Raw genomic sequence first — 19971 nt, forward strand, 5'->3', positions numbered from 1 at the left:
AAGACGTCGCAGCACAAGTCTGCAGATATGCCAAACAGGAGGCGCAGTGGCTAGTCACGCCGGCTCGAGGATCTCCAAGGTGCTCGTCGCCAACCGCGGCGAGATCGCTGTCCGGGTGATCCGGGCGGCCCGCGACGCGGGGCTGCTCAGCGTGGCGGTGTACGCCGAGCCCGACGCGGACGCACCGCACGTGCGGCTGGCCGACGAGGCGTTCGCGCTGGGCGGCCAGACGTCGGCGGAGTCCTACCTGGACTTCGGCAAGATCCTCGACGCGGCGGCCAAGTCCGGGGCCAACGCCATCCACCCCGGCTACGGCTTCCTGTCGGAGAACGCCGACTTCGCCCAGGCGGTGATCGATGCGAACCTGATCTGGATCGGGCCCAGCCCGCAGTCGATCCGCGACCTCGGCGACAAGGTCACCGCCCGCCACATCGCCGCGCGCGCCCAGGCGCCGCTGGTGCCCGGCACTCCCGACCCGGTCAAGGACGCCGATGAGGTGGTGGCCTTCGCCCGGGAGTACGGCGTGCCGATCGCGATCAAGGCCGCCTTCGGCGGCGGCGGCAAGGGCATGAAGGTCGCCCGCACCCTCGAGGAGATCCCCGAGCTCTACGAGTCGGCGGTGCGCGAGGCCACGGCCGCGTTCGGCCGCGGCGAGTGCTTCGTCGAGCGCTACTTGGACAAGCCCCGCCACGTCGAGGCCCAGGTGATCGCCGACCAGCACGGCAACGTCGTCGTCGCGGGCACCCGCGACTGCTCGCTGCAGCGCCGCTTCCAGAAGCTGGTCGAGGAGGCCCCGGCGCCGTTTCTGACCGACGCGCAGCGCAAGGAGATCCACGAGTCGGCCAAGCGGATCTGCAAAGAGGCCCACTACTACGGCGCCGGCACCGTCGAGTACCTGGTCGGCCAGGACGGGCTGATCTCGTTCCTGGAGGTCAACACCCGGTTGCAGGTCGAGCACCCGGTCACCGAGGAGACCGCGGGCATCGACCTGGTGCGCGAGCAGTTCCGCATCGCCAACGGCGAGAAGCTGGACCTGACCGAGGACCCGACGCCGCGCGGCCACGCCTTCGAGTTCCGGATCAACGGCGAGGACGCCGGTCGCGGCTTTCTGCCCGCGCCGGGCCCGGTCACCCGGTTCGACCCCCCCGCGGGCGCCGGGGTGCGGCTGGACTCCGGCGTGGAGACCGGCTCGGTGATCGGCGGGCAGTTCGACTCGATGCTGGCCAAGCTGATCGTGTACGGCGCCAGCCGTACCGAGGCCCTCGAGCGGGCCCGGCGCGCGTTGGACGAGTTCCACGTCGAGGGCCTGGCCACCGTGATCCCGTTCCACCGCGCCGTCGTGTCCGACCCGGCGTTCATCGGTGACGACGAGGGCTTCTCCGTGCACACCCGCTGGATCGAGACCGAGTGGAACAACACCGTCGAACCCTTCACCGGCGGCGAGCCCCTCGATGACGAGGACACCCGGCCGCGGCAGAAGGTGGTCGTCGAGGTCGACGGCCGCCGCCTGGAGGTGTCGCTGCCCGGCGACCTGGCCTTGTCCGGCGGTGCCGCCGACCCGGCCGGCGTCGTCCGCAAGAAGCCCAAGCCGCGCAAGCGCGGGGCGCACGCGGGCGCGACGGCCTCCGGTGACGCGGTGACCGCTCCGATGCAGGGCACCGTGGTCAAGGTCGCGGTCGAGGAGGGACAGGAGGTCGCCACCGGCGACCTGGTGGTCGTCCTCGAGGCGATGAAGATGGAGAACCCGGTCACCGCGCACAAGGACGGCGTCATCACCGGGCTCGCCGTCGAGGCCGGTGCGGCCATCACCCAGGGCACGGTGCTCGCCGAGATCAAGTGATCCGCCGGCTCCCCGCAACCGTTGTCGGCCCACCCCGGCACGGGTAGGGTGCAATCAGGTTGAGTTCACAGCCGCCGGATCACGTCGGGAACGTGGGGGCGCATGAACTTCCCGGCTTCGCCTGACGTCATCCACAGCACACCCTCCTCTAGTGATGGAGTCCGGCTATGTCTGTGGCCCAATCTTGGCAACAAAGTCGTACCGCGCAGTTCGGCGCGTGCCGCCTACCCGGCGGCACCGTGATCACGGTGGACGGTGAACTCGACGCGGCCAACGCCGACGAGCTCGCCGCCTACGTCCAACGCAGCGCTCGTCGCTGCAAGCGCGTGACCCTGGACCTGCGCGGCCTGAAATTCATTGGTACGGCTGGCTTCTCGGCGCTGCACCGGATCAACGTGATGTGCTCGGGCGCCCGCACGAACTGGGCCATGGTGCCCAGCCCCGCGGTGGCCCTGCTGCTGCGCGTCTGCGACCCCGACGGCACCCTGCCGGTGACGACGCCGCAGGAGGAACCGCTGCTGCGGCCCGGCGGCCAGCCGGGAGCCGGGGAGCCGCGCCCGCTACTCCAGCTGGTCCCGCAGCCGCGCTAGCGACTTGGCCAGCAGCCGGGACACGTGCATCTGCGAGATCCCGACCCGCTCGGCGATCTGCGTCTGCGTCATCGATTCGAAGAACCTGAGCACCAACACCATTCGCTCACGCTCGGGCAGCGCCTCGAGCAGCGGGCGCAGCGCCTCGCGGTCCTCGATGCGGTCCAGGCCGGAGTCCACGTCGCCCAGGGTGTCGGCGATGGCACGGGCCTCGTCGTCCTCGCTGCCGCCACCGCTGTCTATGGACAAGGTGTTGTAGGAGCTGCCCGCCACCAGGCCCTCGACGACCTCCTCGCGCTCCATGCCGAGTTCTTCGGCGAGCTCGGTGGCGGTGGGTGCCCGGCCGAGCCGCTGGGAGAGCTCCGCGGTGGCGCTGCCGAGCCGCAGGTGCAGTTCCTTGAGCCGCCGCGGGACCTTCACCGACCAGCTGTTGTCGCGGAAGTGGCGCCGCACCTCCCCCATGATCGTGGGGACGGCGAACGAGACGAAATCCGAACCGGTGTCGACGTCGAACCGGACCACCGCGTTGACCAGACCCACCCGCGCCACCTGGACCAGGTCGTCGCGCGGCTCGCCCCGGCCCTCGAACCGCCGGGCGATGTGGTCGGCCAGCGGCAGGCAGCGCTCCACGATCTTGTCCCGGTGGCGCTGGAAATCCGCCGAGTCGGCGGCGAAGGTCGCCAACTCGCGGAACATGTCCGGCACATCGGCGTATTCGTTGGGGCGCGAAGCCGAACCGCCGGCATTTCGCGCCGTCACCTGCTGGAGGCCGCCCGCCGGGCCGTCAGTGTGATTCCGAAGACACTGCCGGATTCATCGGGTGCGCGGCCGTCGTGGAAGGTCTTGACGTCGTCGGCCAACGACGTCAGCACGTGCCAGCTGAAGCTGCCGGGCGCCACCACGTCGTGAGTGTCGCACGCGGTCGAGGCCTCCACGACCAGAACGTCGTCTTGCGGGTCCACGACGACCACCAGCGTCGCATCCGGCGTGGCCGAACGGATCAGCCGCGTGCACACCTCGTCGACCGCGAGCCGCAGGTCCGCCACGGCGTCGAAGTCCAGGTCCTCGTAGGTGCCGATCGCGGCGACCAGCGTGCGCAGCATCGCCAGGTTCTCCAGGCGTGCGGCGACGTGCACTTCGACGGCTCGGTGGCCGCGGTTGCGCTTGTGGACGCGCAATCCCGCGTCGTTCATATGCCTGGATTTTTCATCGAATGTGGAGCTCAGGGGTGTCGTTAACGTGAAAGGTGCACTGCCGCAAGGATAATCGGAGTATTCGAGGCTCGGTTATCCAGGATGGGAGTGCACCTGTCAGATGCAGGCTACTACGGATTGGTCGAAGAATGTCCGAGTTGAGGTCCGTGGCGACGACGTGGTCGGGCACGCCGGTAACGTGATACCCCGGTTGCTGGCCGACAATCTGGGTTTGACCAGCGGTTTGTCGTCGGTGCTGTCGCGCCCAGAAGTCACCCACGACCGAGGCGCGGTGTTGCGCGATGTGGCGGTATCGATCGCCGGCGGCGCGCAGAACCTGGCCGGCACCGCGGTGCTGCGCGATCAGCACCGGTTGTTTCAGGCGGTGGCGTCGGTTCCGACGATGTGGCGGTCCCTGGGCGAGATCGACGAGCAGAGCATCACCGAGGTCACGGCCGTGCGCAACAAGGTCCGCTCTCGGGTGTGGGAGGCGATCGAGGCCCGCCACGGTGCGATCCCGGCTTCGCAGACCTGCTATGGGGACCTCGGGGACACGATCGTGATCCGCATCGACGCGTCGCTGATTCAGTCGCACAGCGATAAGCAGCACGCCGCAGGCAATTTCAAAGGCGGGTTTGGCTTCCACCCGCTGTTGGCGTGGTGTGACAACACCGGCGAACTGCTGGCGGTGATCGCCCGTGCAGGCAACGCCGGCTCGAACACCGCGGCCGATCATATCGCGATCATCGACGCCGCGATCGCGGCGATCCCGGCCAAGTGGCGCCGCAAGTTGCTGGTCACCATCGACGGCGCGGGTTCAAGCCACGCCGTCGTCGAACACCTGGAGAAACTCAATGCCCGGCCGGGGATGTCAGTGGGCTACTCGGTCGGATTCGACCTCGATGAGCGGGTCCGGGTCGCGATCGGCCAGATGCCCGATGCGGGATGGCAAGCCGCACTGGATGCCACCGGAGCGGCCCGTGACGACGCCCAGGTCGCCGAGTTGACCGGGCTGCTGCGCCACAGCACCGGAGGGGATCGGCTGGTCGGCTGGCCGGCCGGCATGCGCATCCTGGTGCGGCGCGAAGAAATCGAACACGGCACCCAGTTGTCATTGTTCGAGCAGCTGGCCGGCTACCGCTACCAGGTCCTCGCCACCTCGACTGCCGGTGGACAACCCCAGCGACTGGAAGCCCGCCACCGCGTCCACGCCCGGGTGGAGGGCTTCATCCGCACCGGCAAAGACACCGGCCTGGCCCGCTGGCCCTCACACTCGTTCGCCATCAACACCGCTTGGGTCACCGCCGTCGCGATCGCCATCGACCTGCTGTGCTGGATGCGACTGCTACTCCTGGACGGCCCACTGGCCAAAGCCGAACCCGCCACCCTGCGCTACCGGCTGCTGCACGCCGCGGCCCGGCTGATCAAACGATCCCGCTACCTGATCCTGCGGATCCCCCAAACCTGGCCCTGGGCACAAGAATTCGCCGACGCCCTCAACAGGGTCCGCGCCATACCCTGACCCACAGGCCCCTATGCCCTCTCGACCCCAAGAAAGGAGTAACCACCCCCGGGATAAAGGACCCGGCGTCACCGCACGACACGCGGCGCCGCCGCCTACCCCCAGCCTCAAAACCTCGACAAAGCTGCCGCCCCGCAGACCGCCACAGCAGAACCCGGGCCACCGTGAAATTCTGAGGTATGGTCTCCCGGCATTGTTCGACTGACGTTACTACCGCTCTGCAGCCCCCCTGGGACCATACGTTCCAGCGGGTTAGCCATTGTCGCCGCCGGGTACCCCACTCGAATTCGCCGGAATGGAGTTGACCGCGACGCGCCGGTCCCGGCGCGTCGCGGTGCAGGGGTGGGGGCAATGGTCGCGGGAATTAGTCATGGTCGAACTATTGATACCCGCCCGGCAGCATGCGAAAACCCGGGAGCCGGGTTTTCGCGCGTGATCTCAGCGAAATGCCTCAGAGTCCCAGCGCCGGGCCGGCGATCGGCGACACCCCCAATGAGACTGTCACCGCCACCAGCGTCAGCAGGAACCAGCCCGCACCGTGCCATGCCCACCACGTCCCCTCGCGACGCCACACGCGGTAGGTGCGCAGAAACGCCCACAGCCCGGCCGTCAGCAGGATCAGCGGGCCCCCGAAAGCCAGCATCGTGCGCTGCGGCGCGCCGCACGCGACCGTGTCGACGCTCACGCCCGGGCAGGTACTGACCCACAGCGCCGCCATGACCAGGAAGCCGACCCCGGCAGCCGTAGCCAGGGCTGCGAAGCGGACGGCGGCGTGGACCTCGCCGTCCTCCTGCCCCAGGCGGTCGCCCGTGGACCACTCGTCTGCCTTCTGCATCCTTCATCCTCATGTGTTGCCGCCCCCGAAGGATCCCACCCCCCGAAACGATCGCACCAAAACCCATACCCGGTGGTAAACCACGGTAAACCGCCGTTCTCGGCCGTCGGGGAGGCCGGGGAGGGAGGGCCGTGGGCAACGCTGGGGACCATGCCGCAAGATTGAGCGCGGGGATTCGACGGGAAGGATGGGATGCATGGACCTCTCGGTGCGCAGCATGACGCCGGAAGTCCTCGATGACGAGAACGTCGCCCTCGCCGACTACCAGCGCTGTCTGGCCGACCTCGCCGTCGTCAACCGTATGACGCTCACCCACCTCCCGGCGCTGCGCTGGCTGGCGCGGGCGACGAAGACGCTGCCCGCCGGCGCGGAATTCTCGATCCTGGACGTGGGCTACGGCGACGGCGATCTGTTGCGCGCCATCGCGCGCTGGGCGGATCGCCGCGGGCTCAAGGCGCGCTTGTCGGGCATCGACCTGAACCCGCGCAGCATCGCCGCCGCGCAGGCGGCCACCCCGCCGGAGATGGGCATCGAGTACCGGACGGGCGACGTGTTCGCCTACACCCCGGACAAGCGGCCGGACTTCATCGTCAGCTCGCAGTTCACCCACCACCTCGGCGACGAGGAGGTCGTCGAGTTCCTGATGTGGCTGCAGGCGAATTCCGCACGCGGCTGGCATATCGCGGATCTGCACCGCAATTCGCTGAACTATTACTTGTTTCCGCTGTTGGCCGACCTGATGCGCTGGCACCCGATCGTGCGCTCCGACGGCATCGTTTCCATCACCCGCAGCTTCCGCCGGGCCGAATGGCAGCGCTATCTGGACAAGGCGGGCGTGCGGGCCGAGATCTCCTGGTGCCTGTTCCGGTTGTGCGTGCGCACGCTGAAATGACGCCGCCCGAGGCGGTCCCAGTCCGGCGGGCTTGGATCCCATAAACGCAAGTCCGGACGTCGCCGCCGGCCGCGTGGGTACTATCTGACCCATGCCGAGAGCTAGAAGGCGGTTGTCCCCCGAGGACCGCCGAGCAGAGCTGCTTGCTCTGGGGGCGGAGGTTTTCGGTCAGCGGCCGTACGACGAGGTCCGCATCGACGAGATCGCCGAGCGGGCCGGGGTCTCCCGCGCCTTGATGTACCACTACTTTCCGGACAAACGGGCTTTCTTCGCCGCGGTCGTGCAGGATGAGGCCGACCGGCTCTACGAGGCCACCGACGCGTTGCGGCCCGCCGGCCTGACGCTGTTCGAGGAGATCCGGACCGGTGTGCTGGCCTACATGGCCTACCAACAACACCATCCGCAGTCGGCGTGGGCGGCGTACGTCGGCCTGGGCCGCTCGGACCCGGTGCTGCTCGGCGTCAGCGACGAGGCCAAGAACCGCCAGCTGGAACACATCATGAGCCGGGTCGCCGAACTGGTGAGCACGATCCCGGCCGACAAGCTGGAACCCGAGACCGAGAAGCACCTGGAGGTGATCCTGCACGGCTGGCTGGCGCTCACCTTCGAGATCTGCCGTCGGCGGATCATCGACCCGTCCACCGATGCCGAGCGGCTCGCCGACGCCTGCGCGCACTCGCTGCTGGACGCCATCGCCCGGGTGCCGGGCATTCCGGACGAACTCGCCCACCTGATGGCCACCTCCAGGCTGTGAGCGCCTGTCGGTCCCCGTTGGCACCATGGTCAGGTGAGCACTCGCGCCGGTCCGCAGCGGCCTGACCGTCCCCCCGACCCGCTGGGCCGGTTCGGCGCGGTCACCCGCGAGTGGTTCGCCGGCACGTTCGCCGCGCCCACCAGCGCGCAGGCCGACGCCTGGGACGCCATCGCCGACGGCGACAACACCCTGGTGATCGCGCCGACCGGGTCCGGCAAGACGCTGGCGGCGTTCCTGTGGGCGATCGACCGGCTGGCCGCCCATCCCGAGCGGCGGGCCAGGACCCGTGTGCTTTACGTCTCCCCGCTCAAGGCCCTGGCGGTCGACGTCGAGCGCAACCTGCGCGCCCCGCTGGCGGGGCTGGCGCGGATCGCCGAGCGCCGCGGGGTGCCGGTTCCCGACATCAGCGTGGGGGTGCGGTCCGGCGACACCCCGCCCGCGCAGCGCCGGCAGCTGCTCAACCATCCGCCCGACGTGCTGATCATCACGCCGGAGTCGCTGTTCTTGATGCTCACCTCGGCCGCGCGGGAGACCCTGGCCGGCGTGCAGACCGTGATCGTCGACGAGATCCACGCCATCGCCGCCGGCAAGCGCGGCGCGCACCTGGCCCTGTCGCTGGAGCGGCTGGACGCGCTGCGCGAGGGGCGGCCCGCCCAGCGCATCGGGTTGTCGGCGACCGTGCGCCCGCCCGAGGAGCTGGCCCGGTTCCTGTCGGGACAGTCCCCGACCAGGATCGTGGCCCCGCCGTCGGGCAAGACCGTCGAGCTCACCGTGCAGGTGCCGGTGCCCGACATGGCGAACCTGGCGCACACTCCCCCGCAAGCGGGTGGCACCCCCAGCATCTGGCCCGACGTCGAGGCGCGCCTGGTCGACCTGATCGAGGCGCACGGCTCGACCATCGTGTTCGCCAACTCGCGGCGGCTGGCCGAACGGCTGACCGCGCGGCTCAACGAGATTCACGCCGAGCGCCGCGGCGTCGAGCTGCCCGCCGAGTCGTCCGGGCCCAATCGCGGGGTGCCCGGCGGGGCGCCGGCGCACATCATGGGAAGCGGGCAGACCTACGGCGCCGACCCGTTGCTGGCCCGCGCCCACCACGGCTCGGTCAGCAAGGAGCAGCGCGCGCTGGTGGAAGAGGACCTCAAACGCGGGCTGCTCAAGGCGGTGGTGGCCACCTCCAGCCTCGAGCTGGGCATCGACATGGGCGCGGTCGACCTGGTGATCCAGGTGGAGGCGCCACCGTCGGTGGCCAGCGGCCTGCAACGCATCGGCCGGGCCGGGCACCAGGTCGGCGAGGTCTCCCGCGGCGTGCTGCTCCCCAAGCACCGCACCGACCTGATCGGCTGTGCGGTCAGCGTGCAGCGCATGCTTACCGGCGAGATCGAGACGATGCGGGTGCCGGCCAACCCCCTCGACGTCCTGGCCCAGCACACCGTGGCGGCGGCCGCCCTCGAGCCGCTGGACGCCGACCGGTGGTTCGACACGGTGCGGCGGGCCGCCCCGTTCGCGACGCTGCCGCGCCGCCTGTACGAGGCCACCCTGGACCTGTTGAGCGGCAAGTATCCGTCGACGGAGTTCGCCGAGTTGCGGCCGCGGCTGGTCTATGACCGCGACACCGGGACGCTGACCGCCCGCCCCGGCGCCCAGCGGCTGGCCGTCACCTCCGGGGGCACCATCCCCGACCGCGGCCTGTTCGCGGTCTATCTCGCTTCCGAGGCCGAGAAGCCTTCGCGGGTGGGCGAACTCGAAGAGGAGATGGTCTACGAATCGCGGCCCGGCGACGTGATCTCGCTCGGGGCCACCAGCTGGCGCATCGTGGAGATCACCCACGACCGGGTGCTGGTGGTCCCCGCTCCCGGTCAGCCGGCCCGGCTGCCGTTCTGGCGCGGCGACGGCGTGGGCCGCCCGGCCGAGCTGGGCGCCGCGCTGGGCGCGTTGACCGGCGAGCTGGCCGGCCTGCGCCGCGACGCCTTCGACGCGCGCTGCGCCGCACTGGGTTTCGACGCCTACGCGAGAGACAACCTGTGGGGGCTGCTCGACGAGCAGCGGACCGCGGCCGGGGTGGTGCCCACCGACACCACCCTGCTGGTCGAGCGCTTCCGCGACGAGCTCGGCGACTGGCGGGTGATCCTGCACTCCCCGTACGGGCTGCGGGTGCATGGCCCGCTGGCGCTGGCGGTGGGCCGGCGGCTGCGAGAACGCTACGGCATCGACGAGAAACCCACCGCCTCCGACGACGGCATCGTGGTGCGGCTGCCCGACACCCTCTCCGAAACCGGGGACACCCCGCCCGGCGCCGACCTCTTCGTCTTCGACGCCGACGAGATCGACCCGATCGTCACCGCCGAGGTGGGCGGGTCGGCGCTGTTCGCGTCGCGGTTCCGCGAATGCGCGGCCCGGGCCCTGCTGCTGCCCCGCCGCCACCCGGGCCGCCGCTCGCCGCTGTGGCAGCAGCGCCAGCGCGCGGCCCAGCTGCTGCAGGTCGCCCGCAAGTACCCCGACTTCCCCGTGGTGCTCGAGACCGTCCGCGAATGCCTGCAGGACGTCTACGACGTCCCGGCGCTGGCCGAGCTGATGGACGGCATCGCCGCGCGCCGGGTGCGGGTGCTCGAGACCGAGACCGCAAAACCGTCGCCGTTCGCGGCGTCGCTGCTGTTCGGTTACGTCGGGGCGTTCATGTACGAGGGGGACACCCCGCTGGCCGAACGCCGGGCCGCGGCGCTGTCGCTGGACGCGACGCTGCTCGCCGAGCTGCTGGGCCGGGTGGAGCTGCGCGAGCTGCTCGACCCCGACGTCATCGCCGCGACCGGCCGCCAGCTGCAGCACCTCTCGCCGGAGCGGGCCGCCCGCGACGCCGAGGGGGTCGCGGACCTGTTGCGGCTGCTGGGCCCGCTGACCGAGGAGGAGATCGGTGCCCGCGCCGGCGGCGCCGAGGTGGCCGGTTGGCTGGAAGGCCTGCGGGCCGCCCGCCGCGCGCTGACGGTGTCGTTCGCCGGGCGCGGCTGGTGGGTGGCCATCGAGGACATCGGCCGGTTGCGCGACGGAGTGGGGGTGGCGGTCCCGCCGGGGGTGCCTTCCGGCTTCACCGAGGCGGTGAGCGACCCGCTGGGCGAGCTGCTGGGCCGCTACGCGCGCACCCACACCCCGTTCACCACCGCCGAGGCGGCCGCCCGGTTCGGCCTGGGGCTGCGGGTGACGGCCGACGTGCTGAGCCGGCTGGCCGCCTCGGGGGCGTCTGGAGGGCGCCTGGTGCGCGGCGAGTTCGTCGCCGCCGCGGAGCCCGCCCGAACGCCGGGCGGCGGCGAGCAGTGGTGCGACGCCGAGGTGTTGCGCATCCTGCGGCGCCGCTCGCTGGCCGCGCTGCGCGCCCAGATCGAGCCGGTGAGCACCGCCGCGTACGGGCGGTTCCTGCCGGCCTGGCACCGTGTCTCATCGAACCTGTCCGGCCCCGACGGCCTGCTGACCGTGATCGACCAGCTGGCCGGCGTGCGGCTGCCGGCCTCGGCGATCGAACCGCTGGTGCTGGCCCCGCGGGTGGCCGACTACACCCCGGCGCTGCTCGACGAGCTGCTGGCGACCGGGGAGGTCACCTGGTCGGGCGCCGGGTCCATCTCGGGCAGCGACGGCTGGATCGCGCTGCATCACAGCGACTCCGCGCCCCTGACCCTGGCGCCGCCCGCCCAGGCCGACCTCACCGACGTCCACCGCGCGATCCTGGACACGCTGTCCGGGGGCGGCGCGTACTTCTTTCGCCAGCTCGCGGCGGACGGGGGAACGGGCGACATCGACCCGGCCCGGCTCAAAGCCGCGCTGTGGGAACTGATCTGGGCCGGCTGGGTCACCGGTGACACCTTCGCCCCGGTGCGCGCCCTGCTGAGCGGAACGGGCGGCCGCAGGCGTTCGGCGCCGGCGCACCGGACGCATCGGCCGCCGCGGCTGAGCCGCTACAGCGTCGCGCACGCCCAGCACCACCGGGCCGCCGACCCGACCGTGGCGGGACGGTGGTCGGCCCTGCCGCCCCCCGAGCCGGATTCCACGGTGCGCGCGCATTACCAGGCCGAGCTGCTGCTGGGCCGGCACGGCGTCCTGACCAGGGGCGCGGTGGCGGCGGAGGGGATGCCGGGCGGGTTCGCCACCCTGTACAAGGTGTTGAGCTCCTTCGAGGACGCCGGGCGTTGCCAACGCGGCTATTTCGTGGAGTCGCTGGGCGGCGCGCAGTTCGCCGTCGCGTCCACCGTGGACCGGCTGCGCGGCTACACCGACGGCGTCGACGCGCAGCGGCCCGACTACCGGGCGCTCGTGCTGGCCGCAGCCGACCCGGCCAACCCCTACGGCGCCGCGCTGCCCTGGCCTGCCTCGACCGCGCAGGGCCAGGGGGCGCGGCCCGGCCGCAAGGCCGGGGCGCTCGTGGTGCTGGTGGACGGCGAGTGCGCCTGGTTCCTCGAACGCGGCGGACGCTCGTTGCTGACCTTCACCGACGACCCCGCCGCCCACCACGCGGCCGCCGCGGCGCTGGCCGGCCTGGTGTCCGGGCGGCGGGTCGCGGGGATCCTGGTGGAACGCATCGACGGGGTGCCCGCGCTGCAGCCGCTGCCCGGCGCGGGAGCGGCGGACGCGCTGGCGGGGCTGCTGGACGCCGGATTCGTGCGCACCCCGCGCGGGCTGCGGCTGCGGTGAACATGCCGGACAACCATGCCCGAGGGTGACACCGTCTGGCACACCGCGATCCTGCGGGAGCACCTGGCCGGGCGCACGCTGACGCGCTGCGACGTCCGGGTGCCGCGGTTCGCGACCGTCGACCTGACCGGGCACGCGGTGGACGAGGTGCTCAGCCGCGGCAAGCACCTGTTCATCCGGGTGGGGCCGGCCAGCATTCACTCGCACCTGAAGATGGACGGCAGCTGGCGGGTCGGTGACCGTCCGGTGCGGGTGGACCATCGCGCGCGGATCGTTTTGGAAGCCGGCCCCGTGCGGGCCGTGGGCGTCGACCTCGGGGTGCTCGAGATCGGCGACCGCGACCGCGACGCCACCGCGGTCGCCCACCTGGGCCCGGACCTGCTGGGCCCGGACTGGGACGCCGCGCGGGCCGCGGCTAACCTCACCGCGCGGCCGGGCCGGCCGCTCGCCGAGGCGCTACTGGACCAGCGGGTGCTGGCGGGGGTCGGGAACGTGTACTGCAACGAATTGTGCTTCGTCACCGGCCATTTGCCCACCGCGCCGGTGAGCGCGGTCGCCGACCCGCACCGGCTGGTGGCGCGGGCCCGGGACATGCTGTGGATCAACCGCTTCCGCTGGAACCGCTGCACCACCGGCGACACCCGGGCGGGCCGGCAGCTGTGGGTGTACGGGCGGGCGGGACAGCCCTGCCGCCGCTGCGGCGCACCCATCCGCTACGGCGAATCCGGCGCCGCCGGGGAGCGGGTGACCTACTGGTGTCCGGTCTGCCAGCGCTGAACAGGGGACTTCGATCAAGTGCGCCGGGAACTTTCGCGGTCGCGGTCGCGGCATGCAATGATCGCAGTGCCAAAGGCTTTGGCTTGCCTTCTTGCACCGCCGACCCGAAGGACCCCCCGATGACGAACAGCCGGACGCGCACGCCGCAGCGCGTGCGTCCACTGTCTGTCGACCTTGCCCTGACGGTCGCGCTGCTGGGCCTGGCCGGGGTCGCGGCCCCGGCCGCGCATGCCGACGCGATCGACAACGCCTTCCTGTCCGCGGTGAAGGCCAAGGGGATCAACTTCCCGTCGCCGCAGGCCGCGATCATCGCCGGGCACGAGGTCTGCGACGAACTCGACCACGGCAGGCAGAAGTCCGACGTAGCCTCGGAAGTGATGAACAACAGCCAACTGGACGGTTACCACGCGGGCTTCTTCGTCGGCGCGAGCATCGCCGCGTTCTGCCCGAGGAATCACTCGGCGCCGTGACGCGCGGCCGGGTCAGGAGATGGCGTTGACCGCGCTCGACAACCGCGACATGAACGCCTGCGGAACCGGAATGTAGCCGTGGTCGGCCAGGCCGTCCTGGCCGGCGCCGATCGCGCTCTGCAGGAAGGCCTTGACGGCCGCGCCGACCTGCCCGTCCGGGTACTTCGAGCACACGATCTCATAGGTCGCCAGCACGATCGGGTACGAGCCGGGCTGGTTGGGCCGGTAGAACGAGATCGTGTCCAGGGCAAGGTCGTTGCCGCCCTTGATGAACCAGGCCGAGGCGATGGTCTTGCCCACCGTCTCGGCACTGATCCCCACCGGGTCCGGGCCGGCCGAGGTGACGATCTTGGCCATCTCCAGCCGCTGAGCCTGGACGTAGGACCATTCGACGTAGCTGATCGACCCCTCGGTCCTCTGGACGGCCGAGGCGGCGCCGTCGTTGCCCTTGGCGCCCTCGCCGACGCCCCCGTTGAACGTCTTGCCGGCGCCCTTGTCCCACGCGCCGCCGGAGGCGGTGTCGAGATACTTCTGGAAGTTGTCCGTGGTTCCGGACTGGTCGCTGCGGAACACGACGCTGATCGGCTCGGCGGGCATGGTGGTGCCCGGGTTCAGCGCCTGTATCGCGCCGTCGTCCCATGCCTTGATGTCGCCGTTGAAGATCCGCGCGGCGATCGGGCCATCGAGGTTCAGCGACGTCACACCGTCGATGTGGAAGACGATGGCGATGGGTCCGAACACCACCGGCAGGTTCCACGCCGGCGAACCGCACCGCCGCTGCGCCCCGGCGTACTCGTCCTTGCTCAACGCCGAGTCGGACCCGGCGAAATCGGATTGGCTGCCTACGAATTCGCTGATCCCGGCGCCGGACCCGTCGGGCGTGTAGTTCAGCGACCGCCCCGGGCAGGCCTGTTCGAAGGCCTTGATGAAACGGGTCATCGCGTTGGCCTGCGCCGTGGAACCGCTGGCCCGCAACGTCGGCTTGCCGCCGCAGGTGACCCGCACCGGCGACGTGCCCGTCGCCGCATGCTGCCCGTTGTCGTCGGCGCCGCACCCCGACAGCATCGCCCCGAGGGCCAGGATACTCAGCGCGGCACCAAACCGATTGAGTGGCAACCCGATTCCTTTGGACGGTGGCGAACCAGCAGCGCTGCGGCTCCCGCAGGTATGAGGCATAGTAACAAGATCGCACCCACGAGGCTCGGCGTACGGCCGCGGGCAGCGCGGCGGGCTAATCGCGGGCATGCGCGAGGAAGAACCGGGCGATGGCCTCCGAGCCGTCGAGGGCGCGGGTGGTGCGGCCGATGACGGCCCTGGGCAGGTACTGTCTGCCGCCCGGCCAGGTGTGGCCGCCGTTGTCGATCCGGTAGAACACCACCTCGGTGGCCGCCGCGCACACCGTGTAGGCGAAGCGGTGCACGGCGGTGCCGTCCCCGACACCGGGCGACGCCTCCGCCGACGGTTCGCCGTGGCAGTCGTCGACCGAGCGCCACTTGTCCACCATGCTCGCGACGGAGACGGCGTGGCTGATCCCGCCGCGACCGCGCACGTTGCCCCCGCTGAACGGCACCAGCGGGTCGGCGGTTCCGTGGGCTTCCCACACCGAGACCGCCCGTGACGGGTGGCACGGCACGCCCACGCCCAGGGTCCCCGCTACCGGCGCGATCGCGGCGAAGACGTCGGCGCGGTCACAGGCCAGCCTGTTGGACATGAAGCCCCCGTTGGACATACCGGTGGCGAAGACGTGTCCCGGGTCGATGTTGTAGTCGTCCTGCAGCTTGCCCACCAGGGCGACGAGGAACCCCACGTCGTCCACGTGGTGGCGGTCCGCCGGCGAGGCCCCGCGACCATCGGCCCAGCTCTTGTCGTACCCGTCGGGGTAGACCACCAGCAAATGGTGCGCGTCGGCGACTCCGTCGAAGTCGGTGAGCCCCCGCTGCCCAGTTCCGTTGCCGCCGCCGCCGTGCAGGCTGAGCACCAGGCCGACCGGGTCGCCGGGCGGTACGTGCAGTGTGTAGGTCCTCTCGAGGCCCCCGGACCACAGCGTGCCGGACACGTCGCGGGCGCCGGCCGCCGCGAGATGCCGCGCGCCGCAGCCGGCCAGGACCGCCACCGCCAGAGCCACCACACCGGCCAACGACAACCATCGCGCGAACGGCATGCCGACAAGGTACCGACTCGGGTCGGTGCGTGTGCCGGATTGCGCGGCGCGCGGCGCGAACCGCTGCGCCGCAGAGTCGCTTTGGCTAACCTATTCGAGCTCGCTGTCGACCGAGAGTCCCTGGAGTCATCACGCCCATCCGGAGACTGGCCACCCCGACCGCGCGCGCCGACGCCAACGACGACGCGTTCCTGGACGCGCTGCAGGCCAAGAACATTCACTACCCGAGTCCCGAGGCCGCGATCGGCGGCGCGAACGAGGTGTGCAACGAACTGCAACGCGGCGAGTCGCCGAGCCAGGTCGCGTCCGCAGTGATGGACAACAGCCCGCTCGACGGCTACCACGCGGGATACTTCGTCGGCGCCAGCATGCGGGCCTACTGCCCGCAGTACATCTCGTAGTTACCACTGTTATGCAGTGTTGACGTGCACCCGCCATCGCCGGCACCTAAGATTCATACAGCGTCGGTTTTGGGGAGTTGTGGATGGTTACGAAACTAGTGATGTGTCTCGCCCTCGCAGCGGCGGCCGCGGCGGGTCTGGCGGCACCGGTCGGCGCCGACCCCAGTTCGTTCAACGTCCTCAGCTGCAGTTGCCCGCAGCCGGCCCCGCGGGGCGGCCCCGTGGTGACGGATCAGATCAACCGGGGAATCGAGACCGCGCTGACCGACCTCGAGGGGATCTCCGTCCCGCAGTGACTCCGCCGACATCGCCGCGGGTGATCGCCAAACTGCCCATCGGTGCCGGCGTCGTCGTGCCCGCGCCCACGGGCGCCGATCCGTGCCCAACCCGTTCACCGTCCTCAGCTGCCCCGACTGCCCGCAGACCGGCGGAAAAACGGGCTCCTACGTGCGGGACCAGATGAAACAGAGCCTTCGGGCCGCCCTGGCGGATTCCCCGGACGACGGCGAAAACGCCCGATAGTCAGCCCGCGGCGCCACACCCGACGGCCTGGGCCGGCGCGTGCTCGTGCAGCGCCCGCTCGGCCTCCGGCGGCACGGTCTGCAGGTCGAAGGTCACCTCGTGCAACGTCCCGGTGAACGCGTAGGGGGCGCAACTCTCCGGCCGGACCGTCGAACGGCCGGGGAATTCGCAGACCGAACCGAAGCCGACGCGGTGGTGGTTGCGCTCGGTCAGCAGCGGGCGTGGGTCGGCGAACACACCGCGGTAACACGGAAGCTGTTGTAGCACAGCATTTTTCGCGCGAGCAGGCTCATCTTCGCTCATGGCATGCGACCGTAGCGCTACCTACCGGGCGCCGAGTTGCACGGCTTTGATGATGAGCAGCACGGCGCCGACCACCAGGTAACCACGCAGCGCGATCATGCCCAGGCGGGTCCCGGGTGACCAGGTGACCGGCTCCAGCAGGGTCAGCGGCGGCATGCGCCAGGCGTTGCGGTCGACGCCGCGGGCGGGCAGTTGCGCGGCCGGGCGCGCAGGCTGGCGGCGGGCCATCCAGCGCAGCACCGGGACCGCGGCGGCCGCGAGCGCCACCAGGGCCAGCAAGAGGTAGCCGGCGACGGCGACGACGTCGATGTCGGGGAACAGCGTGGTGGCCATCAGGATCCCCGACAGCAGCAGCAGGATGCCGACGATCAGCCCGGCGACCCAGTTCAGCCAGGGCCGGTTCACCCAAGGCCCCAGCACCTCCCGGTCGTTGCACAGCAGCAGCAGGAACACGCTGGCGCTCGGCAGCAGCAGGCCGGCGAGCGCCTGCACGGCGGTGGTGATCAGCCCGAGCGGGGCGCCGGGGATCAGCACGATCGCGGCGGCCAGCGCCACCATCGCCGTGTAGGACAGGTAGAACTGTTTGGCGTCGGAGAACCCGCGGTGCAGCGAGTGCTTGAGGCCGAACACGTCGCCGAAGGCGTAGCTGGTGGATAGGGTGACCGCGGCCGCGCCCAGGATCGAGGCGTCGATCAGCACGATCGCGAAGATCGAGCCGAGCACCTCGCTGTGCCGGCCGAGCAGGTGCGCGACGGCGCCGGCGTCGGAGAAGTCGCCCACGGTGCCGGTGGAGCGCGCCGCCCAGTCGCCGGTCATCAGCAGCGCCGCGGCGCCGACCACCACGACGAAGGCCCCCAGCACGGTATCGGCGCGTTCGTAGCCGATGAACCGGGGGGTGATGCGCTTGTCGACGACGTTGGACTGCTGGAAGAACAGCTGCCACGGCGCCACGGTGGTACCGACGATGGCGATGATCAGCAGCACCGCATCCGAGCTCACCCCACCCGAGATGCTGGGCGTCACAAACGACTTCGCCGCGTGCGTCCACTGGGGATGCGACATCAGCAGCATCGGGATCTGCGCCAGGCTCACCGCGATGAACACGAACATGGCCCGCTCCCAGCGGCGGAAGCTGCCGCTGGCCATGATCGCGACCAGCGCCACCGCCGAGACCGGCACCACGATGTACTTCGAGACGCCGATGAACTCGGCGGCCAGCGTGATGCCGATGAACTCGGTGACGATCGTCAGGAAGTTCAGCAGGAACAGGTCGCCGACGGAGAACCAGCCCCAGCCGCGGCCGAAGCGTTCGTTGATCAGCCGCGCGTGCCCCACGCCGGTGACCGCGCCGAGCCGGACCACCATCTCCTGGTTGACGATCAACACCGGGATCAGCAGGAGCAGCACCCACAGCAGCGAGTAGCCGTAGTTCTGCCCGGCCTGGGCGTAGGTGGCCACCCCGCCGGCATCGTTGTCGCCGACCATCACGATGATCCCGGGCCCGACGATGGCCAGCAGGGTCAGCAGCCGCGTCTTGAACGTGCGGGCATGCTCGGTCTCGCCGACGGCGATGCGACCGAACGCGCCCTCGATGTCGCCCAGGTGTGCGCTGTCGAGCACGGCGCTATGGCGGACGTTCTGGGCGGCGGTGTGGGTGGTGCCCTCGTCGCCTGCGCTCACGCCCCTCCCCCTCCCGGCACGGCCGAGTCGCGTTCGTCGCCGGGTTGGGCGCCGGGTTGGGCGATGTCGCGGACCGGGCGGGGCGCGGGTTCGCGGCGGCGCCAGTCCTCGGGGATGGTGGCCTCCAGCACGTCGTCGACGGTGACCACCCCGAGCACGTGGTCCTGCTCGTCGACGACGGGGATGGAGTAGAGGTTGAAGTCGGCCATCAGCAGCGCGATGTCGGTCAGGTCGGCGGCGGAGCCGACCCGCACCGGGTCGGAGTCCATCAGGGCTCCGACGCTCTCCCCCGGCGCGGCCTGCAGCAGCGCGATCACCGACACCACACCCGAGAGGCGCCTGTCCTCGTCGACGACGTGGATCTTGACCAGCGCCTCCGGCTGCAGGGTGCGGGCGTCGGCGATCAGCGCGAGCGCCGTTCCCGCGGTCGCGGAGGCGGCACACGACACGAAGTCGACGTTCATCAGCCCGCCGGCGCTCTGCGGGTTGAACCCCATCAGGGTGATCACCTTGGTGCGCTGCGGGGCGGGCATCAGGTCGAGCACCCGCCGGCGCCGCGCCTGGCGCAGGTCGGCGATCGCGTCGGCGGCGTCGTCGGCGCGCATCCGGCCCAGCAACGCGGCGACCTCGTGGTCGGGCATGTCGTCGAGCAGGCGGCTGGCCTTGTCGGGGTCGAGTTCCTCGAACACGTCGGCTTCCAGTTCCGGGTCGCTGCGGACCCGGTCCAGGATCTCGCCGCCCTCGGCCTTGTCCGCCTCCTCGAGGAGGTCGGCGATCTCGGCCGGTTTGAAGCCACCGACCCTGCCCCAGTGGCGGCGCACCGCGTTGGAGCGGACGTGGCCGATCAGCGGTTCGAACGCCTTCCAGTCGCGGGCCGCGTGCCCGCCCGAGCTCTTGATGAGCCCGAAGAACTTCGCCGGGCGCCGGGTGTCCAGCCGCGCGAGCACCCACCCGGCGCCGGTGTCCTCGAGTTCGACGTCGTAGGCGTGCACCAGCTCGACGGCGGCCACATCGATGAGCCGGTGCCCGAGCACGTCCGTGCGCAGCAAAACCTCACCGTCACGGCGCTCGAAGCCGCGCAGGTCGATTTTGTTCTTGGCCAACACAACCCGGTCGGATTTGTACTCGCTGATCACTCGGCTCCCGATGAACACCCGCCGCCCGCCGACCCCGGCGACGATGCCGGTCAGCAGCGGGTACTCGTCGGCCCCGCGCAACCGCACGATCACGTCCTCGACCCGGCCCACCGTCTCGCCCGCGCGGGCCAGCACCGGCGAACGCAGCAGCTCCGACAGGTGGATCACCGGCCGGTCCCCGCCCTGCTCGGCCACCGCATGTGATGAACCCACTGGCCCTC

Annotated in this window: 17 protein-coding genes and 1 pseudogene; 10 read left to right on the forward strand and 8 right to left on the reverse strand. The window is 70.9% G+C overall.

From position 1 onward, the window contains the following. Positions 1 to 46 precede the first annotated feature (46 nt). Together AB8998_RS24015 and AB8998_RS24020 are read left to right on the forward strand one after the other, a co-directional pair. Positions 47 to 1840 carry an acetyl/propionyl/methylcrotonyl-CoA carboxylase subunit alpha gene (locus AB8998_RS24015; RefSeq protein WP_369740177.1) on the forward strand — a complete coding sequence of 598 codons (1794 nt, stop codon included), beginning with the start codon at positions 47 to 49 and terminating at the stop codon, positions 1838 to 1840. A gap of 167 nt (positions 1841 to 2007) precedes the next feature. After that, a complete protein-coding gene (locus AB8998_RS24020) occupies positions 2008 to 2430 on the forward strand; it encodes an STAS domain-containing protein (RefSeq protein WP_369740179.1) in 423 nt (140 codons plus the stop codon). Here the strand turns inward: AB8998_RS24020 and AB8998_RS24025 are convergent. Together AB8998_RS24025 and AB8998_RS24030 are read right to left on the reverse strand one after the other, a co-directional pair. Further along, positions 2401 to 3189, reverse strand: coding sequence for an RNA polymerase sigma factor SigF (locus AB8998_RS24025; protein ID WP_369740180.1), 789 nt, complete (start codon positions 3187 to 3189; stop codon positions 2401 to 2403). The two genes, AB8998_RS24020 and AB8998_RS24025, sit on opposite strands and share 30 nt — an antisense overlap. Then, positions 3186 to 3623, reverse strand: a complete 438-nt coding sequence (locus tag AB8998_RS24030; RefSeq protein WP_369740181.1) for an ATP-binding protein — start codon at positions 3621 to 3623, stop codon at positions 3186 to 3188. Before AB8998_RS24030 ends, AB8998_RS24025 begins: the two co-directional genes overlap by 4 nt. A gap of 121 nt (positions 3624 to 3744) precedes the next feature. Here AB8998_RS24030 and AB8998_RS24035 point away from each other — a divergent pair, with 121 nt between their 5' ends. Then, positions 3745 to 5145 carry an IS1380 family transposase gene (locus AB8998_RS24035; RefSeq protein WP_369736302.1) on the forward strand — a complete coding sequence of 467 codons (1401 nt, stop codon included), beginning with the start codon at positions 3745 to 3747 and terminating at the stop codon, positions 5143 to 5145. A gap of 451 nt (positions 5146 to 5596) precedes the next feature. On the opposite strand, the gene AB8998_RS24040 is transcribed toward AB8998_RS24035, so the two are convergent. Continuing rightward, positions 5597 to 5980, reverse strand: coding sequence for a hypothetical protein (locus tag AB8998_RS24040; RefSeq protein WP_369740183.1), 384 nt, complete (start codon positions 5978 to 5980; stop codon positions 5597 to 5599). Positions 5981 to 6176: 196 nt separating this feature from the next. Between AB8998_RS24040 and AB8998_RS24045 the strand changes: the two genes are divergently transcribed. The 5 genes from AB8998_RS24045 (at position 6177) to AB8998_RS24065 (ending at position 13547) form a co-directional block, all read left to right on the forward strand. Further along, positions 6177 to 6872, forward strand: a complete 696-nt coding sequence (locus AB8998_RS24045; protein WP_369740184.1) for a methyltransferase domain-containing protein — start codon at positions 6177 to 6179, stop codon at positions 6870 to 6872. A gap of 91 nt (positions 6873 to 6963) precedes the next feature. Beyond that, on the forward strand, positions 6964 to 7626 hold the full coding sequence (locus AB8998_RS24050) for a TetR/AcrR family transcriptional regulator (protein WP_369740186.1): 663 nt from the start codon (positions 6964 to 6966) through the stop codon (positions 7624 to 7626). A 33-nt stretch (positions 7627 to 7659) separates the two neighbouring features. Beyond that, entirely contained in the window at positions 7660 to 12300 is a 4641-nt protein-coding gene (locus tag AB8998_RS24055; RefSeq protein ID WP_369740187.1) for an ATP-dependent helicase, read from the forward strand. 15 nt (positions 12301 to 12315) lie between these two features. Further along, the gene (nei2, locus tag AB8998_RS24060; protein WP_369740188.1) at positions 12316 to 13077 is read left to right on the forward strand and encodes an endonuclease VIII Nei2; all 762 of its coding nucleotides are present in this window, start codon (positions 12316 to 12318) and stop codon (positions 13075 to 13077) included. A gap of 119 nt (positions 13078 to 13196) precedes the next feature. After that, the gene (locus AB8998_RS24065; protein ID WP_369740189.1) at positions 13197 to 13547 is read left to right on the forward strand and encodes a DUF732 domain-containing protein; all 351 of its coding nucleotides are present in this window, start codon (positions 13197 to 13199) and stop codon (positions 13545 to 13547) included. Between the two features lie 12 nt (positions 13548 to 13559). Here AB8998_RS24065 and pstS read toward each other — a convergent pair whose 3' ends face one another. Then, the gene (gene pstS, locus AB8998_RS24070; protein WP_369740191.1) at positions 13560 to 14663 is read right to left on the reverse strand and encodes a phosphate ABC transporter substrate-binding protein PstS; all 1104 of its coding nucleotides are present in this window, start codon (positions 14661 to 14663) and stop codon (positions 13560 to 13562) included. A 115-nt stretch (positions 14664 to 14778) separates the two neighbouring features. After that, positions 14779 to 15708, reverse strand: coding sequence for an extracellular catalytic domain type 1 short-chain-length polyhydroxyalkanoate depolymerase (locus tag AB8998_RS24075; RefSeq protein WP_369740193.1), 930 nt, complete (start codon positions 15706 to 15708; stop codon positions 14779 to 14781). A 146-nt stretch (positions 15709 to 15854) separates the two neighbouring features. Here AB8998_RS24075 and AB8998_RS24080 point away from each other — a divergent pair, with 146 nt between their 5' ends. Together AB8998_RS24080 and AB8998_RS24085 are read left to right on the forward strand one after the other, a co-directional pair. Then, positions 15855 to 16109, forward strand: coding sequence for a DUF732 domain-containing protein (locus AB8998_RS24080; RefSeq protein ID WP_369741736.1), 255 nt, complete (start codon positions 15855 to 15857; stop codon positions 16107 to 16109). A gap of 101 nt (positions 16110 to 16210) precedes the next feature. Further along, on the forward strand, positions 16211 to 16405 hold the full coding sequence (locus AB8998_RS24085) for a hypothetical protein (RefSeq protein ID WP_369740194.1): 195 nt from the start codon (positions 16211 to 16213) through the stop codon (positions 16403 to 16405). Positions 16406 to 16757: 352 nt separating this feature from the next. Here AB8998_RS24085 and AB8998_RS24090 read toward each other — a convergent pair. The 3 genes and pseudogenes from AB8998_RS24090 to AB8998_RS24100 form a co-directional block, all read right to left on the reverse strand. Then, a pseudogene (locus AB8998_RS24090) lies at positions 16758 to 16924 on the reverse strand (hypothetical protein); the annotation flags it as partial. A gap of 31 nt (positions 16925 to 16955) precedes the next feature. Continuing rightward, on the reverse strand, positions 16956 to 18614 hold the full coding sequence (locus tag AB8998_RS24095) for an Nramp family divalent metal transporter (RefSeq protein WP_369740196.1): 1659 nt from the start codon (positions 18612 to 18614) through the stop codon (positions 16956 to 16958). Further along, positions 18611 to 19945, reverse strand: a complete 1335-nt coding sequence (locus AB8998_RS24100) for a magnesium transporter MgtE N-terminal domain-containing protein (RefSeq protein ID WP_369741737.1) — start codon at positions 19943 to 19945, stop codon at positions 18611 to 18613. Before AB8998_RS24100 ends, AB8998_RS24095 begins: the two co-directional genes overlap by 4 nt. Positions 19946 to 19971 lie beyond the last annotated feature (26 nt).

The sequence above is a fragment of the Mycobacterium sp. HUMS_12744610 genome, assembly GCF_041206865.1.
Taxonomy (GTDB): domain Bacteria; phylum Actinomycetota; class Actinomycetes; order Mycobacteriales; family Mycobacteriaceae; genus Mycobacterium; species Mycobacterium servetii.

What these genes read in the sequence shown, in the direction of transcription:
- AB8998_RS24075 (WP_369740193.1), bottom strand. Translation starts at nt 15,708, where the DNA reads ATGCCGTTCGCGCGATGGTTGTCGTTGGCCGGTGTGGTGGCTCTGGCG.
- AB8998_RS24065 (WP_369740189.1), top strand. Translation starts at nt 13,197, where the DNA reads ATGACGAACAGCCGGACGCGCACGCCGCAGCGCGTGCGTCCACTGTCT.
- AB8998_RS24020 (WP_369740179.1), top strand. Translation starts at nt 2,008, where the DNA reads ATGTCTGTGGCCCAATCTTGGCAACAAAGTCGTACCGCGCAGTTCGGC.
- AB8998_RS24040 (WP_369740183.1), bottom strand. Translation starts at nt 5,980, where the DNA reads ATGCAGAAGGCAGACGAGTGGTCCACGGGCGACCGCCTGGGGCAGGAG.
- AB8998_RS24030 (WP_369740181.1), bottom strand. Translation starts at nt 3,623, where the DNA reads ATGAACGACGCGGGATTGCGCGTCCACAAGCGCAACCGCGGCCACCGA.
- nei2 (WP_369740188.1), top strand. Translation starts at nt 12,316, where the DNA reads ATGCCCGAGGGTGACACCGTCTGGCACACCGCGATCCTGCGGGAGCAC.
- AB8998_RS24085 (WP_369740194.1), top strand. Translation starts at nt 16,211, where the DNA reads ATGTGTCTCGCCCTCGCAGCGGCGGCCGCGGCGGGTCTGGCGGCACCG.
- AB8998_RS24045 (WP_369740184.1), top strand. Translation starts at nt 6,177, where the DNA reads ATGGACCTCTCGGTGCGCAGCATGACGCCGGAAGTCCTCGATGACGAG.
- AB8998_RS24050 (WP_369740186.1), top strand. Translation starts at nt 6,964, where the DNA reads ATGCCGAGAGCTAGAAGGCGGTTGTCCCCCGAGGACCGCCGAGCAGAG.
- AB8998_RS24035 (WP_369736302.1), top strand. Translation starts at nt 3,745, where the DNA reads ATGCAGGCTACTACGGATTGGTCGAAGAATGTCCGAGTTGAGGTCCGT.